General features: G+C 65.0%; 12 protein-coding genes. 6 read left to right on the forward strand and 6 right to left on the reverse strand.

Annotated elements, in window-relative coordinates; genetic code table 11:
* The first annotated feature begins 114 nt into the window (after nucleotides 1–114).
* The 3 genes from JFC13_RS16225 to JFC13_RS16235 all read left to right on the forward strand — a co-directional run bounded on the left by JFC13_RS16225 (nucleotide 115) and on the right by JFC13_RS16235 (nucleotide 2,768).
* A complete protein-coding gene (locus tag JFC13_RS16225; protein WP_198398088.1) occupies nucleotides 115–1,011 on the forward strand; it encodes an SDR family oxidoreductase in 897 nt (298 codons plus the stop codon).
* Nucleotides 1,012–1,056: 45 nt separating this feature from the next.
* Nucleotides 1,057–2,112 (forward strand): patatin-like phospholipase family protein, encoded by a 1,056-nt coding sequence (locus JFC13_RS16230; RefSeq protein WP_198398089.1) that lies wholly within the window; start codon nucleotides 1,057–1,059, stop codon nucleotides 2,110–2,112.
* 137 nt (nucleotides 2,113–2,249) lie between these two features.
* Nucleotides 2,250–2,768: a hypothetical protein gene (locus tag JFC13_RS16235; RefSeq protein WP_198398090.1), complete on the forward strand. Its 519-nt coding sequence runs from the start codon at nucleotides 2,250–2,252 to the stop codon at nucleotides 2,766–2,768.
* Nucleotides 2,769–2,790: 22 nt separating this feature from the next.
* Here JFC13_RS16235 and JFC13_RS16240 read toward each other — a convergent pair whose 3' ends face one another.
* Nucleotides 2,791–3,639 (reverse strand): isocitrate lyase/PEP mutase family protein, encoded by an 849-nt coding sequence (locus JFC13_RS16240; RefSeq protein WP_198398091.1) that lies wholly within the window; start codon nucleotides 3,637–3,639, stop codon nucleotides 2,791–2,793.
* Nucleotides 3,636–4,346, reverse strand: coding sequence for an ArsR/SmtB family transcription factor (locus tag JFC13_RS16245; protein WP_198398092.1), 711 nt, complete (start codon nucleotides 4,344–4,346; stop codon nucleotides 3,636–3,638). The genes JFC13_RS16240 and JFC13_RS16245 overlap by 4 nt, the downstream gene beginning before the upstream one ends.
* A gap of 105 nt (nucleotides 4,347–4,451) precedes the next feature.
* Here JFC13_RS16245 and mgtE point away from each other — a divergent pair, with 105 nt between their 5' ends.
* Both mgtE and JFC13_RS16255 read left to right on the forward strand, forming a co-directional pair.
* Nucleotides 4,452–5,819, forward strand: coding sequence for a magnesium transporter (mgtE, locus tag JFC13_RS16250; RefSeq protein ID WP_198398093.1), 1,368 nt, complete (start codon nucleotides 4,452–4,454; stop codon nucleotides 5,817–5,819).
* A gap of 77 nt (nucleotides 5,820–5,896) precedes the next feature.
* The gene (locus JFC13_RS16255) at nucleotides 5,897–7,162 is read left to right on the forward strand and encodes a C45 family autoproteolytic acyltransferase/hydolase (RefSeq protein ID WP_198398094.1); all 1,266 of its coding nucleotides are present in this window, start codon (nucleotides 5,897–5,899) and stop codon (nucleotides 7,160–7,162) included.
* A gap of 55 nt (nucleotides 7,163–7,217) precedes the next feature.
* Here JFC13_RS16255 and JFC13_RS16260 read toward each other — a convergent pair whose 3' ends face one another.
* Both JFC13_RS16260 and JFC13_RS16265 read right to left on the reverse strand, forming a co-directional pair.
* Entirely contained in the window at nucleotides 7,218–9,008 is a 1,791-nt protein-coding gene (locus JFC13_RS16260) for an ABC transporter ATP-binding protein (RefSeq protein ID WP_198398095.1), read from the reverse strand.
* The gene (locus JFC13_RS16265) at nucleotides 9,005–10,747 is read right to left on the reverse strand and encodes an ABC transporter ATP-binding protein (RefSeq protein ID WP_332839448.1); all 1,743 of its coding nucleotides are present in this window, start codon (nucleotides 10,745–10,747) and stop codon (nucleotides 9,005–9,007) included. Before JFC13_RS16265 ends, JFC13_RS16260 begins: the two co-directional genes overlap by 4 nt.
* A 63-nt stretch (nucleotides 10,748–10,810) precedes the next feature.
* Between JFC13_RS16265 and JFC13_RS16270 the strand changes: the two genes are divergently transcribed.
* Nucleotides 10,811–11,689, forward strand: coding sequence for an oxidoreductase (locus JFC13_RS16270; RefSeq protein ID WP_198398096.1), 879 nt, complete (start codon nucleotides 10,811–10,813; stop codon nucleotides 11,687–11,689).
* 56 nt (nucleotides 11,690–11,745) lie between these two features.
* Here the strand turns inward: JFC13_RS16270 and JFC13_RS16275 are convergent, their stop codons facing one another.
* Together JFC13_RS16275 and JFC13_RS16280 are read right to left on the reverse strand one after the other, a co-directional pair.
* Nucleotides 11,746–12,942 (reverse strand): acyl-CoA dehydrogenase family protein, encoded by a 1,197-nt coding sequence (locus tag JFC13_RS16275; protein WP_198398097.1) that lies wholly within the window; start codon nucleotides 12,940–12,942, stop codon nucleotides 11,746–11,748.
* Between the two features lies 1 nt (nucleotide 12,943).
* The gene (locus tag JFC13_RS16280) at nucleotides 12,944–14,170 is read right to left on the reverse strand and encodes a CaiB/BaiF CoA transferase family protein (protein WP_198398098.1); all 1,227 of its coding nucleotides are present in this window, start codon (nucleotides 14,168–14,170) and stop codon (nucleotides 12,944–12,946) included.
* Nucleotides 14,171–14,186: the final 16 nt, after the last annotated feature.

Consider the following 14,186-nt stretch of genomic DNA (forward strand, 5'->3'; position numbering starts at 1 on the left):
AACAGATGGGACCAACCGGTTACGTAACGGTAACCATGGCATGTATTGTGATGGCGGTAACAGAGTTCCCAACCGAACCATGCGCTGAAACTCAAGATGCAAAGGAGCAAAAATATGACACGTGGTACCCGAATGAATGGTGCACGAGTGCTGATCACCGGTGCAGGCAGCGGAATCGGACGCCTGATGGCCCTCGACGCAGCAGCACGTGGAGCCGCAGAGATTCTGATCTGGGACCTCTCGGCCGAGAGTGGACAGCGCGTACGCGATGAACTCGTGGCGGCAGGAACGCAGGCCCGCTCATTTGCCGTCAATGTGGGCGACTCCAGCCAGGTCACAGCCACCGCAGAGGAAACCGGCCCGATCGATGTCCTCATCAACTGCGCCGGAATCGTCACCGGCAAGAAGCTGCTGGACGCCGATGAGGACGCCATCCGACGGGTCTACGACGTCAACACCCTCGCTTTGTATTGGACGACACGTGCCTTCCTGCCCGGAATGCTCGAACGTGACCGCGGCAGCGTGGTCACCATCTCCAGCGCCGCGGGCCTCACCGGAGTGGCCAAGCAGACTGATTATTCGGCAAGCAAATTCGCCGCCTTGGGCTTCACCGAGTCCCTGCGCAATGAGCTGCGCACCGACGGCAGCAACGTCAACACTCTCGTCGTGTGCCCTTTCTACATCAACACCGGCATGTTCGAGGGCGTGACCACGAAGTTCCCTCGCCTGCTGCCCATCCTCGAGGAGAACAACGTCGCCACCAAGGTCATCGACTCCATCGAATCCGGGCGCGAACAGCTGGTCATGCCCTCCCTGGTCCGTCTGCTGCCAAGTATGCGGATGCTGCCGACGCAGGCCTTCGACCGGGTGCTGGACTTCCTCGGCGTCAACAAGACCATGGATCATTTCACCGGCCGTCGGCCCGCGGCGGCGGAGTCGAATACCGCCTCGCCGGCACAGGAGCTGAATTCCGCCGATCCATCCGCCGCCCCGGCCCCTGCGCGACGCTGACGAGGGACACGAGCTCCTCCTCATCTTTGGCTATACGCCTACTCGATGGACAATGATGAGGAGGAGCATCGACCCCGCGGGGGCTCAGACACCGAAGCTGCGCAGAAGGAGGACGCCATGGCCGTCACCGATCTGGTCCTCGAAGGCGGAGGAGCCAAGCTTCCCGGACTCATCGGCGCGGTCAATGCACTGAGCTCGGCCGACTACTCCTTCCACCGCATTGCGGGAACCTCGGCCGGTGCGGTTGTCGGAGCCCTGACCGCTGCGGGCATTCCGCCGGAGAGTCTCATCGAGACGGTTCTCGGCAAGGACTTCACCGACTTCGAGGACCTCAGTCCGGCCTTCCGGCTCGTGCCGTGGCTCGGGAAGGTCCAGGGGCTTCTGTTCCACAAGGGCATGTATCTCGGCACCGCCCTCCACGACTTTCTGGCCGAGATCCTCGCTGATCAGGGGATCCGCACCTGGGGAGACCTGCGTCTGCACGACCCCCACAGCGCGCTGCCGCCGGAGAGGCAGTACCGCCTCGTCGTCATCGTCTCTGATGTCTCCCGCGGTCGCATGCTGCGACTGCCCTGGGACTACCGATCTGCGCTCGGCGTCGACCCGGATTCCCAGTCCGTCGCCGAGGCGGTCTGTGCCTCGGCCGCGACCCCGTTCTTCTTCCGGCCCCGCTCTTTGCGAGCAGATCCGCAGGTGGCCGGTGGTGCCACAGTGCTCGGGGCAGACGGCGGGCTGCTGTCGAACTTCCCCGTCGACATCTTCGATCGCAAAGACAGTCAGCCCGCTCGTTGGCCCACCCTGGGCGTGATGCTCTCAGCCAAAACCACGGCCGAAACCCAATGGCGGCCCAATGCGAACACCTACGAATACGCCGTCTCTCTGCTGTCGACCATGATCAACGCCCACGACCGGCGTCATATCGATGAACCCTCGGTCACCGACCGGACGATCTTCGTCGACACCGCATCCCAGAGCAGCACCGACTTCGCCTTGACGCTGGCGGACAAGGTCGACCTCATCGGATCGGGTGAGACCGCGGCCGAAGACTTCCTCAGCACCTGGGACTGGCAGACGTGGAAGGAACGCTACGACCGACGGTAATCGCAGCGGGCCCACGACACCGTCGAGAGCCGTCCACGACACCGGTGGGAGCCAGGACACCTGTGCACAAGCTTCTGCTCGTGCAACAATGTGGGCGTCGGCAGAAAAACGCATCGACCACCACCGAAGGAGCGATCATGAGCGACAATCCCAACGATCCGAGGCAGTGGCAGGACGAACCTGCGATGGGTGAACCAGACATGGATGAACCCACCCTTGAAGAGCCCACGGCCGACGAGCTGGACGACCCTGAACTCAACGCAGCCGAAGCCGAAGCCGACGATGTCGACACGGAGCTCGATGCCGGTGTCGATCCCGATTCAGCAGCCGGGCCGACAATCGAGCCCGGTGCCGACGGCCCCGAGGGAACCGGCATCGAAGGTGCCGACAATGCCCTCGTCGAAGCCGAAGGTGTGGAGGACGAGCTCAATGCCCCCGACCTTCCCGGTGAGTTCTCCACGGATACCTCCCCTGCCGCCGAAATGGGCAACCGCCCCGGTGATGAGATGGTCTCCGAGGACGAAGACGAGGCTGAAGTCGCCGAGCTCGCCGGTGATGACCTCGATGTCGATGCACTCGCCGATGATGGGGTCGAAGAAGTCGCCCTCATCGACGGCATGCCCGAGGTCATCGACGACTCCTACAACGAGGACTGAGTCACAGTCTGAACCGCTGGGACTATCCGCCCAGTTCGGAGACCGTCCGATAGGACAGCACGTTCGCTGTCTGAGCCGGGCGGTCTCCGGTCAGCCCTTCCAGCGACTGCACTGCTGCGGAGATCGCTGCTCGATACAGCAGCGAACCTGTGCTGATGCGTGCCGCTCCTGCCTCGGCCAACTGGCTGCGTGAGAATCGTGGGCTGGCCAGCACGTTGACCGGCAGCGGGCAGGCGTCGACGATCCGGGTGATGACATCCAGGTCCAGATCCCCGGGGACGAAGATCCCATCGGCCCCGGAGTCGGCATAGCGCCGCAACCGCTCAAGTGTGTCGCCGAGGTCTTCCTTCCCGGTCCAGTACGTGTCGATCCGGGCATTGACGAACAGGTCCGGGAACGCGTCCTTGATCGCTCTCACCTTGTCGGCGAGCGCCTCCGGTGCGACGAGGCGACCGCGAGCGGAATCCTCGATGTTGATCCCGTCGACCGCGAGGGCTCCCCCATCCGAGGAGCGTTGCCCACCCGATACGCCCACCGATGTCTGCCGGGTCGCGAAGCTCTCCCGCAGAATGTCGACGACGGCCTGGGGATCGTCGCCGTATCCATCTTCGAAGTCGCAGGTGAGCAGGCCGTCGGGCAGTGCCCGCCGCATGTTCGCCATGAGAGCGGCCATCGCGGTCAGTGTCTCGCGGTCTTCGTCGGCGGCGCCGATGCCGGCCGCCACACCGAGACTGGTCGTGCCGACGGCAGAGTGACCAGCCTCGGCGAACAAGCGGGCACTCGCCACGTCCCAGGCGCAGGGCAGAATGAACGGCTCCCCCGGGCGGTGCAGACGGTGGAAAGCCGGGAACGGTGCGGACGGTCTGCTCATAGCTGTGTCTCCTCTGCGATAAGGATCCAGTCGAGGCTCTCCCGACCGGTCGGTGTGAGTTTGAGTGCTCGACTGCTCGGTCGGCGCGTGATCCACGTGCGGTCGAGAAATTCTCGGCACAGTTCGTCTCCGAGCCACCCGCCGAGGTGGGTCCGCCGTTCCGTCCAATCGAGGCAGCGGCGTGTGACCGGTCGGGCAGATGTCGCTGTGGTCGGCACGTCGATGCCCCACGCCTTCGCGATTGCCTCCCGACCGGAATCGGTCACGGTCACCGCCTCGTCGACCCACCCGCGTGCGGTCAGGGCAGCAAACAATCGGACGCCGAGCTTTCCTGCGATATGCCTGTAACAGGTCCTCGCCTCGAGGAGGTGACGGTCACGAGTCTTCGCAACCAGAGACGAGACCGATTCGACTCGCTGGCCTGCCAGGGCTCCGGTGTTCTCGAGCCAATCGGCGATGTCTGCCGAGGCGAGTTGGACGTAGCGATGCCTGCCCTGACGGCGTTCCGCCAGGACTCCGCGAGCGATGAGGATGCTGACATGTTCCGAGGTCGACGACATCGGCAGCCCGAGTGCACGGGACAACTCGGTCAGCGTCCAGGCTCTGCCGTCGAGGACGCAGGTGCAGATCATCACTCGTGTGGGCTCGGCGATTGCCGATGCGAGTGCGGCGATGTCCGGCGCCGCTTCCTGGTGTGCCCTGCTCATGCCTCCATGATAGGACTCCAACGATTCGGGCAGTGCCGAAGTGACCTCGCGCTGTGGCATATGGTGGACAGCGACGACAGAGACAGCGGATGTAAGGGGGCAGTCATGACAGACATGACGGTGGACGACTCGGCGGCAGACCGCCTCGAATCCGCACTGTCGGGACGAATCGACCGGTCCGCGATGGACGAGATCGCGGATCTCACGCATCAGATTCCACTCCCCGAACTGACCCGTCTCGTCCACACGAGCAATCCGCTGCAGTCGGCGGTCCTCTTCCGCATCTTGGATAAGGATGACGCTCTCGCGGTCTTCGAGAATCTTCCGCCGGGTTATCAGGCAGAACTGATCCAGAGTCTGCGGGAACCGGAGGTCGCCCACATCGTCGAGGGCCTCGACCCCGATGACCGTGCCGAACTCTTCGGCGAACTTCCCGCCAACGTCGCCCGCAGGCTGATGAGCGGCCTCGATGCCGAAGAACGAGAGATGACGACCGCGGTCCTCGGCTACCCGAAGAAGGCGATCGGCCGCTACATGTCACCCGAGGTGCTCAGCCTCCACGAGGACTGGACAGCCGCCGAGGCTATGGAGGTCGTCCGCGCCCGCATCGACGGACCAGAGACCGTCTACCTCCTGCCCGTCGTCGGGGTCGGTCGTGTCCTTTCAGGGGTGGTGTCCCTGCGCAACCTCATCGCCGCCGAGCCCGAGGCTCTTATCGGGGATATGGTGCGCGAATCGATCAGCACGCAGGCGCTGACCGATCGTGAGGTCGCCTCACGTGAGTTCCTCTCCCACCGGCTCATTGCGATGCCGGTCGTGGACAAGGAGGACCGCCTCGTCGGGATTCTGACCATGGACGATGTCCTCGACATCGTTGATGAGGAGGACGCCGAGGACATCGCCCGGTCCAGCGGTTCCGAACCTCTCGACCGCTCCTACCTGTCCTCGACGATCTTCCGCCTGGTCAAGAGCCGCATCGTATGGCTGTTGGTCCTCGCGGTCTCCGCGATCCTCACCGTCCAGGTTCTCGAGGTCTATGAGGACCGGCTCGATCAGGTCGTCATCCTCGCCCTCTTCATCCCTCTGCTCACCGGCACGGGAGGCAACACCGGCAATCAGGCCGCAACGACCGTGACCCGAGCGCTGGCCGTGGGCGAAGTGCGGATCCGCGACCTCGGGAAGGTCATCTGGCGCGAGCTGCGGGTCGGTGCGCTGCTGGGCGCTGTGCTCGGTGGTCTGGGATTCATTGTCGCCGGGCTCGTCTATGGGTGGGCGATCGGGCTGGTCATCGGCCTCACTCTGCTGTCTGTGTGCATCATGGCCGCGACTGTAGGCGGGCTGATGCCGATCATCGCGAAGCGCGTCGGGGCGGATCCGGCGGTCTTCTCCAACCCGTTCATCTCCACCTTCTGCGACGCCACCGGCCTGATCATCTACTTCACCATTGCGACGACGATTCTGCGGCTCGGCTGAGGCACTACGAACACCCAGCCGCCACGAGCTGTCAAGATTTTATTGACACATTGAAAGCGTCAACCTAACCTTGACGCATGACCTCATTCAACTTCTTTGCCATCACCGAAGACCGCCCCTCGACCCGCTGGCAGACACTGTTCGATGCCGTGTGGCCTGCCTACCGGGCGTGGTATCTCCGCGACGGGGACACCGCCCGCCCCAGTTTGGCTACGGCCGAGGCCAAACTGCGCGAACACATGCCCGAAATCGTCCCCACCTGGCAGCGTCTGGTCGAACTCGCACGCGGGGACGAAACCGCGGCTCGCATGCTCACACTGTGGAACCCGCCGCGTTTCCTGCCCGGGTGTTCACAGGTTGCCCTGCAATCCCCTGAGCCGGCGCTGGTGCGCAACTACGACTACGGGTTGGAGCTGTTCGAACAGGTCCACGCCTCGACTCGCTTCGACTCCCGCCGGGTGATCGGGACCTCGGACTGCCTGTGGGGCCTGCTCGACGGAATGAATGAGGACGGGCTGGCCGTCTCCTTGGCCTTCGGCGGGCGGCCAGGCGACGGTGACGGCTTCGCCGCGCCGCTGGTCGTGCGCTTTCTCCTGGAGGTCGCCGGCTCCGTGCCGGAGGCCCTGCGCCGACTCGAGACGATACCGGTGTCCATGTTCTACAACTTGACCATGATCGATGCCGAAGGCACATCGGTGACGGCCTACGTCGGTCCGGGAATGACCCCAGAGATCATCAACGATCCGGTGGCGACGAACCACCGCGGTCGCCACCCGGAATTCCCCGACCACGCACGACGATTCCGCAGCGTCGAGCGCCAGGACCTGCTCACCGAGGCAGTGGAGCAGGGATGCGATGTGCAGGAGATGGCCCAAACGATGCTCAGCCCCGGAGTCTTCAGCGACGACTACGATAACGCCTTCGGCACCCTGTACACTGCCGTCTATCTGCCGCTGCGCGGCCAGGTCGAATATCATTGGCACGACCGCAGCTGGACCCGCAGCCTGAACTCTACCGAGGAGATGATCATCGTGACCCTCGATGAAGACAGTCCCGAACCGATGCATGTCGACAGGCAGCCCGACAACCAGCCGATCGCGGATCCGGTCAGAGAATCGGCAGGCCCTGCTGTGGCCGATCTGCTCGACACGGCACGGCAGGCGGTCCACGATCTGTCCCATTCGCCGGACCCTGCGGCGTTTTCGGCGCTGCTCAGCCTCTCCGCCGAGGTCGGTGAGGCCCTGGGCACCAGTGCTCGCACGATGGCCGAGGACAATTCCTGGGCCAGGGTGGCCGAGATGGCCGACGTCAGCCGTCAGGCAGCCTGGCAGCGCTGGCGCTGAGCGTCCACACTCGTCTGCTTCCACGCACGTCGGCGTCCACGCACCAGGCGCAGCATCACGCCGACCACGCCGACCACAGCTGCGCGTAACGCCCGTTCTCGGCGACAAGTTCCTCGTGACTGCCCTCCTCGACAACCTCACCGTGTTCCATGACGAGGACTCGGTCAGCGGTCTCGGCCTGGCTGAGCCGGTGGGCGACGACGAGAGCCCCACGACCGGCCAATGCGGCACGGGCAGAGGCTTCGAGCACGTGAGCTCCCGCCGATCCCGCCTCAGCGGTGGCCTCGTCGAGGATCGCGAAGTCAGGATTCGCCAGCACCAGACGGGCGAGTGCGATCGTCTGCTCCTGCACCGCACTCAGACGGGTTCCGCCGTCACCGACCTCGGTGTCCAGTCCCTTGGACAGTTCGCTGACCCAACCGGCCCCGACCGTGCTCAAGGCGGCGGTGATCTTCTCGTCCGTGGCATTCGGGACGGGCAGGGTAACGTTGTCGCGCAGGGTGCCGTTGAAGGTATGGACCTCCTGAGCGACCATCGTGATGTGCGAGCGAAGCACGTCTTCCGGCAGTTCGGTCAGTTCCATGTCCCCCGCCGAGGTGGCTGTGCCCGAATCGAGTCGCGCCAGTCCGTGCGTGGGTGCGGAGAGTCCGGCCGCGATCCGTGCCAGCGTGGACTTCCCGGCCCCGGTGGTGCCGACGACGGCGACGACTTCGCCCGGCTCCAGTCGCAGGTTCACGCCCTTGAGGACATGGTTGCTCGACTCCGGGTCCTCGTCGTAGGTGAACCACAGGTCCTCGAGCACGAGGGCCGGAGAGTCGAAGATGACGTCGCTCGTCCGCCTCGGCGAACTGCCTGCCTCATCGATGACGCCGACCATGCGCGTCAGCGAAGCTCCGGCGGATTGGATCTGGTCGAAGAGCCCGACCAGCGCCCCGATGGGGTTGAACAGACGGTGGAAGACCAGGGCAGCGGTCGTGACTGCCCCGGCCGTGGTCTCACCGGTGAAGACCAGAGCGAATCCGGCGACGAGGAGCAGGGAGAGCACGACGGCCTCGGCGCGGTTGTTGCGTCCGAAGGCGCGGGTGAGGAAGCGGAAGACATTGATCGACAGATCGCGGGCCTCGCCGGAGGCCGAGTCGATGCGGGTCAGCTCGCCGTCCTCAGCACGGTAGGCACGGAGGGTCTGTGCTCCGGTGAGTCCGCCCAGCAGCCGACCGGCGCGCCTGCCGAACGCCGCCCGTTCCTCCTTGTAGATCGGTTCCGAGCGGGGCAGGTACCAGCGCAGGGTGAGCCAGTACATCGGCAGTGCGACGAGGCCCACGAGGCCCAGTCGCCAGTCGATCGCGCCCAGGCCCACGGCAGAGACGATGACGATGAGCAGCGATTCGACGACGAGCGGCAGCACCTGGGCGGCGGCCTCGCTGATCTTGCGGGAGTCGTCGGCGACGCGGGAGACCAGGTCGCCGGTGCCGGTCTTCTCGATGCGCTGGGAATCCAGTCTGAGCGCGGATTCGACGACCTGGGTGCGCAGCTCGGCGACGACGGGCATGGCGATATGGGCCAGTGACCAAGCGCTGACCCACGTGCCCAGCGCCATGACGATGCCGGCGGCCGCAACGGCGATCGCGCAGGTCCAGACGAGATCCGGGCCGGCGCCGGTGGGCAGTTCGTCGACGAGGCGGCCGATCGCCCAGGGCCCGACGAGACCGGCACCTGCGTTGGCCAGACCCGAGACGGCGAGCACGACAAGCCATCCGGTTCGCGCCCGCAGCAGGGGTGCCAGGTGGGAGAAGGAGCGTCGCCTCGAGGCGATCGACAGGGTAGCGGGCGCGGAGGATGCGGTCATCGGGCCACCGCCTGACGGTAGGACTCTGCGGCCGCGGACTCCGCGGCGAGGAGTTCGGCGTGGCCGCCGATGAGTACCTGTCCGTTCACAGGAACGAAGACAACCGTGTCCGCGGCTGCCAAGAATGCCGGAGAGGCGGTGACGATGACGGTGGCAGCCGATCGGCCGGCCCGACGCAGATCGCTCACGCCGCTCGAGATGCGTGCCTCGGTGACGGCATCGACGGCGGTGGTGGGTTCGTGGAGGACGAGGACGCTCGGGTCGGCATTCAGCGCTCGGGCCAGGGCGACGCGCTGCCGTTGGCCGCCCGAGAGGTTGCCGCCGAGTTCCTGGATTCTGTGGTCGAGGCCCCCGTCGACGAGTCCGAGGAGTTCGTCGACCCCCGATGCGAGGAGCACCTCGGCGGGGACGGGGTGGTCGGTCGTGCCGACGACCATGGTGATGTTAGAGCGGATCGTGCCCTCGAAGAGGTCGACGGTGTGGGGTGAGACGATCATCTGGTCGGGACTCGTCCCTCGGGCATGGGATGCCAGCGCTGCGAGGAGGACCGTCGTCGGCTCGGCGCTCTCGGTGACGATGCACGTCAGTGTGCCGAAGTCGGTGGTGAAGTCGACGCTGCGGTCCTCACCGACTGCCCAATTGCGGACGTCGACCGCGGTGTCGCCGATGTGGATCCTTGTCGGCTTCCCGCCTCGGCGTGGGGCACTCTTGTCGGATTCTGTCTCAGTGGCTGCGTCGGTCGATGTGAGTGCCGCGGACGAGGGAACAGCCTCGGCGGATTCGATGTCGGTCAGGAGCCGGGCGATCCTGCCTGCCGCGCCGTGCGATTGGGCGAAGAGGCCGACGATCTCGGCGAGCGCTCGCATCGGTTCGGTGAGGAACGCGGTCATGCCGAGGATGCCGATCAGTGCGCCGACGCTCATCTGCCCTTCGATGAGCCGCAGGCTTGCGACGACGAGGACGATCGCGAGCACCGTCGACATCACGAGAGCACCCAGGCCTGCGAGTCGACCTGTTCTCTCACCGGTGGCGATGCCGGCTGCCGCGGCCTCGTCGGAGGTCTTCTCGTAGAGGCGGACGGCCCAGGGCTCACCGCCCATGGCCTTGATCACGCGCAGACCGTGCATGAGGTCGGATGCGGAACGACCGGCACCGGCGACTGCTTCGAGCTGGGTTGCGGCCTTCGCGGATACGGAACGGCTGGGTAGTGCGACGATGAGCAGCCCGATGGGCACGGCGATGAGGACGACGAGACCGGTCACTGGGTCAGCGATGAGGAGGAATACTGCGGCGGTGACCATGCCCAGCACCGAGGCGATGCCGCGTCCGGCCTGGGCGAACGACTGCGCTGCGGTGTCGGCGTCTGCCGAGGCGATCGAGAGGACCTCGCCGGAGGCGCGATCGGGCGGCAGGTTCGCCGAGGTGAGCGCGGCGTGGGTGATCTCGACGCGAAGGGCATGGGCTTCGTGTTCACGAGCGGAGTTGCAGAAGCGGGAGCCGAAACGATATCCGAGGCTGAGCACGGTGAACAGCAGGCCGATGCCGATGATCGAGACGGCGAGCGTCGGCAGGGACAGCGGAATGATCGCGCGGTCGACGACGATTCCGATGGCGACGGGCACGAGCGCCTCACAGACCTGCCACAACGACAGGGTGATGGCTCCGGGCACGAGCAATCCGAGTCGACGCCGGGCGGCCCTGCGCAGCAGCATCGAACCTGATGAGGGAGTCTTCGGCACGAAGGCTACCCTAACATTTTGCGAAGGACCGCGGAGTTCCGCACTTGGGCTTACGATGGCTTCATGGGCACAAGGCTCGATGACAACATCTCATCCGCAGCCGACCGCACCATCGTCATCACCGGTGGCAACAGCGGAATCGGCAGGGCGGCAGCATCCATGCTCGCAGGCATGGACGCTCACGTGGTCCTTGCCGTGCGCGATCCGGCCAAGGGACGAGCCGCAGCTGACGCGATGCGCGGGACCGTCGATGTACGACATCTCGACCTCGCCGATCTCGCCTCGGTGCGCGCCTTCGCTGAGGAATTCACCGAGCCCATAGACGTCCTCATCAACAATGCGGGGATCATGGCCCCACCCTTAGGTCACACCGCCGACGGGTTCGAATCCCAGTTCGGCACGAACCACCTCGGCCATTTCGCTCTGACCAACCTGCTTCTTCCCCAGATCCGAGATCGGGTGGTCACCATCTCCTCGATCGGGCATCGGCTGGGGACAATCGACTTCGATGATCTCAGTTGGGAACGCAGACCGTATAAACCGATGGCGGCCTACGGGCAGTCAAAGCTTGCGAACCTTCTCTTCACCTCCGAACTCCAGCGAAGGCTCACCGAGGTGCCCTCCTCTGTCATCGCGACCGCAGCCCACCCGGGTCTGGCGGCGACGAACCTCTACCGACTGCAGGGAAACCGAACGCTCGCATCAGTCACCGAGGCCGTGATCGGTCTGATCTCGCAGGACGAGCACCAAGGTGCTGTGCCGACATTGTGCGCAGCCACAGCTGACATCCCGGGCAACAGCTATGTCGGCCCACGCCGATTCAAGGAGACTTTCGGACAGCCGAAACTCGTCGGCCGTTCTGCTGCAGCCAAGGACGCCGAGGTTGCCCGACGTCTGTGGACGGTGTCGGAGGAGCTGACGGGAATCAGGTTTCCGCTCTAGGTCGTGGAATTCATCGCGCGACGCTTTTTCAACACCCCGTCCAATTGCCTCCCGGCCTACCGAAACGCCTGCTCACCGGTGATGTGACGGCCCAGAATCAGAGTGTGCACCTCATCCGTGCCTTCGTAGGTGCGCACCGATTCGAGATTATTCGCATGCCGCAGCGGTGAGTATTCGAGTGTGATGCCGTTGCCGCCGAGCATCGAGCGGGCCTCCCGGCAGATGGCGATCGCCTCGCGGCAGTTATTGAGTTTTCCGACCGAGATCTGGACCGGATCGAGCGTCCCGGCATCCTTGAGGCGACCGGTCTGCACGGCCACAAGGATCCCTTTCTGGATCTCGAGCACCATATTCACCAGCTTCTGCTGAGTGATCTGATAGCCGGAGAGTGGTTTGTCGAACTGCATCCTCTCCTGCGCATACTTCAGAGCCACCTCGTAGGAGTCGCGGGCGGCGCCCATCGCGCCCCACATGATTCCGTAACGGGCCTCATTGAGGCAGGAGAACGGCCCCTTGAGTCCTCGGACTTCGGGCAGGACCGCCTCGGCGGGGAGATGGACCTCGTCAAGGGTAATGTCGCACTGGATGGAGGCGCGCATCGACAGCTTCTGCTCAATCGGGGTCGCTTCAAAGCCTTCGGTGTCGGTGGGGACGAGGAAGCCGCGGATGCCCTCGTCGGTCGCGGCCCAGATGACCGCGATGTCGGCGATCGAGGCCAGCCCGATCCACCTCTTGGCACCGTTGAGGGTCCAGGTGCCGTCGTCGCCGCGCACGGCAGTCGTGGCCATTGATCCGGGGTCGGACCCGGCGGTGGGTTCGGTCAGACCGAAGCAGCCGATGATCTCTCCCTTGGCCATCCCCGGCAGGTACCGGTTCTTCTGCTCTTCGGACCCGAATTTGTGGATCGCGGACATAGCCAGGGATCCCTGCACGGACACGAAGGTCCGCAGTCCCGAATCACCGGCTTCGAGCTCCATGGCCGCGAGGCCGTATTCGACGGCGGTTCGCCCGGGGCAGCCGTAGCCGTGCAGGTGCATGCCCAGCAGTCCGAGCTCGCCCATCTCGGCCACGATCTCGCGGGGGAAGATGGCGTTCTCATACCAGTCGGCGATGTTCGGACGGAAACGCTCATCGACGAAGGCCCGCACCTTGTCGCGAAGTTCGATCTCGGACTTGCTGAGGAGTCCTTCGAGATTGAGGAGGTCGGACTTGTCGAGGTCGGCGGCGTCCTGCGCAGTGGCGGTCGTAGTCATTTCAGGCTCCTGTGGTGGCTGGGTGTGGGTGGGCGGCGGCGCCGAGGATGTCGTGAGTATCTGCTCCGAGCTCCGGTGGCGCGGAACGCACGGGTGGGCGGACTCCGTTGAAGTTGACGGGGAATGCCACCTGCCGCATGGGTCCGGCGGTGGGATGGTCGACCGTCTGGACCATCCCGAGGGCTTCGGTCTGCGGATCGGAATAGACCTCGTCGAGGTGTTTGATCGGTGCGGCGGGAATGCCGGTGGCCGAGAACTTCGCGCACCAATGCTCGACGGTGTTTGTGCGCAGGGTGCGGGAGAGTTCCGCGTTGAGGTATTCACGGTTCTCGACTCGACCACGGTTGACCGACAGGCGTTCGTCGCCGCCGAGGTCTGGTCGGTCGATGGCTGTGCAGAGCCGCTGCCACAGGGAGTCGTTGCCGATGGCGAGGACGAAGTAGTCATCGGCGGCCGGGTATGCCTGATAGGGCACGAGGTTGGGGTGGCCGGAGCCCAGCGCGTGTGGGCGTTTGCCGTCAGCGAAGTAGTTCGTCGCCCAGTTCACGTGCAACGCCAGCTGGCCTTCATAGAGGGAAGTCGTCAGGTATTGGCCCTTGCCGGTCCGGCTGCGTTCGAAGAGCGCGGAGACGATGCCGATGATGCCGAACAGCCCCGCACCCAGATCGCCCATGGCGAACCCGGACTTCATCGGTGGCCCCCCGGCCTCTCCGGTCAGGGACATGAGTCCTCCGCGAGCCTGGGCAACCATGTCGTAGCCGGGTTCATCGCGCATCGGCCCGTGGTCTCCGTAGGCGGAAATGTGGAGGATGACGAGGTGCGGGAATCTGGCCGAGAGCTCTTTGTAATCGAAGATCTGCTGCAGCGAGCTGCCCGGTCGGAAGTTCTCGACCAGCACATCGGCCTCAGCCAGCAATTCGTGGACCTGCTCCTGGCCCCGATCGGATTTGAGGTCAATCGTCACAGACTTCTTGCTGTGGTTCGCGGCGTGGAAGTACGTGGCATCGGCGCCGACCATAGGTGGGCCCCAGGCTCGGGTGGGGTCTCCCCCATCAGGATGCTCGACCTTGATGACCTCGGCACCGAGATCGGCCAGGGACATCGTGGCATAGGGACCGGCGAGGATCTTCGACAGGTCGATGACGCGTACGCCCGCGAGCGGTCCAGTGAAGGTCTCGTCGGCAGTGAGGGCTTCGTCGTGTGCTGCTTCTTCTGCTGTGGTTCTCATGTGATGCTCCGATGGT

This window comes from Brevibacterium antiquum (assembly GCF_016107655.1).
Classification (GTDB): Bacteria; Actinomycetota; Actinomycetes; order Actinomycetales; family Brevibacteriaceae; genus Brevibacterium; species Brevibacterium antiquum.

Coding starts and splice junctions, on each gene's coding strand:
- JFC13_RS16225 (WP_198398088.1), top strand. CDS start 115: ATGACACGTGGTACCCGAATGAATGGTGCACGAGTGCTGATCACCGGT.
- JFC13_RS16230 (WP_198398089.1), top strand. CDS start 1,057: ATGGACAATGATGAGGAGGAGCATCGACCCCGCGGGGGCTCAGACACC.
- JFC13_RS16235 (WP_198398090.1), top strand. CDS start 2,250: ATGAGCGACAATCCCAACGATCCGAGGCAGTGGCAGGACGAACCTGCG.
- JFC13_RS16240 (WP_198398091.1), bottom strand. CDS start 3,639: ATGAGCAGACCGTCCGCACCGTTCCCGGCTTTCCACCGTCTGCACCGC.
- JFC13_RS16245 (WP_198398092.1), bottom strand. CDS start 4,346: ATGAGCAGGGCACACCAGGAAGCGGCGCCGGACATCGCCGCACTCGCA.
- mgtE (WP_198398093.1), top strand. CDS start 4,452: ATGACAGACATGACGGTGGACGACTCGGCGGCAGACCGCCTCGAATCC.
- JFC13_RS16255 (WP_198398094.1), top strand. CDS start 5,897: ATGACCTCATTCAACTTCTTTGCCATCACCGAAGACCGCCCCTCGACC.
- JFC13_RS16260 (WP_198398095.1), bottom strand. CDS start 9,008: ATGACCGCATCCTCCGCGCCCGCTACCCTGTCGATCGCCTCGAGGCGA.
- JFC13_RS16270 (WP_198398096.1), top strand. CDS start 10,811: ATGGGCACAAGGCTCGATGACAACATCTCATCCGCAGCCGACCGCACC.
- JFC13_RS16275 (WP_198398097.1), bottom strand. CDS start 12,942: ATGACTACGACCGCCACTGCGCAGGACGCCGCCGACCTCGACAAGTCC.
- JFC13_RS16280 (WP_198398098.1), bottom strand. CDS start 14,170: ATGAGAACCACAGCAGAAGAAGCAGCACACGACGAAGCCCTCACTGCC.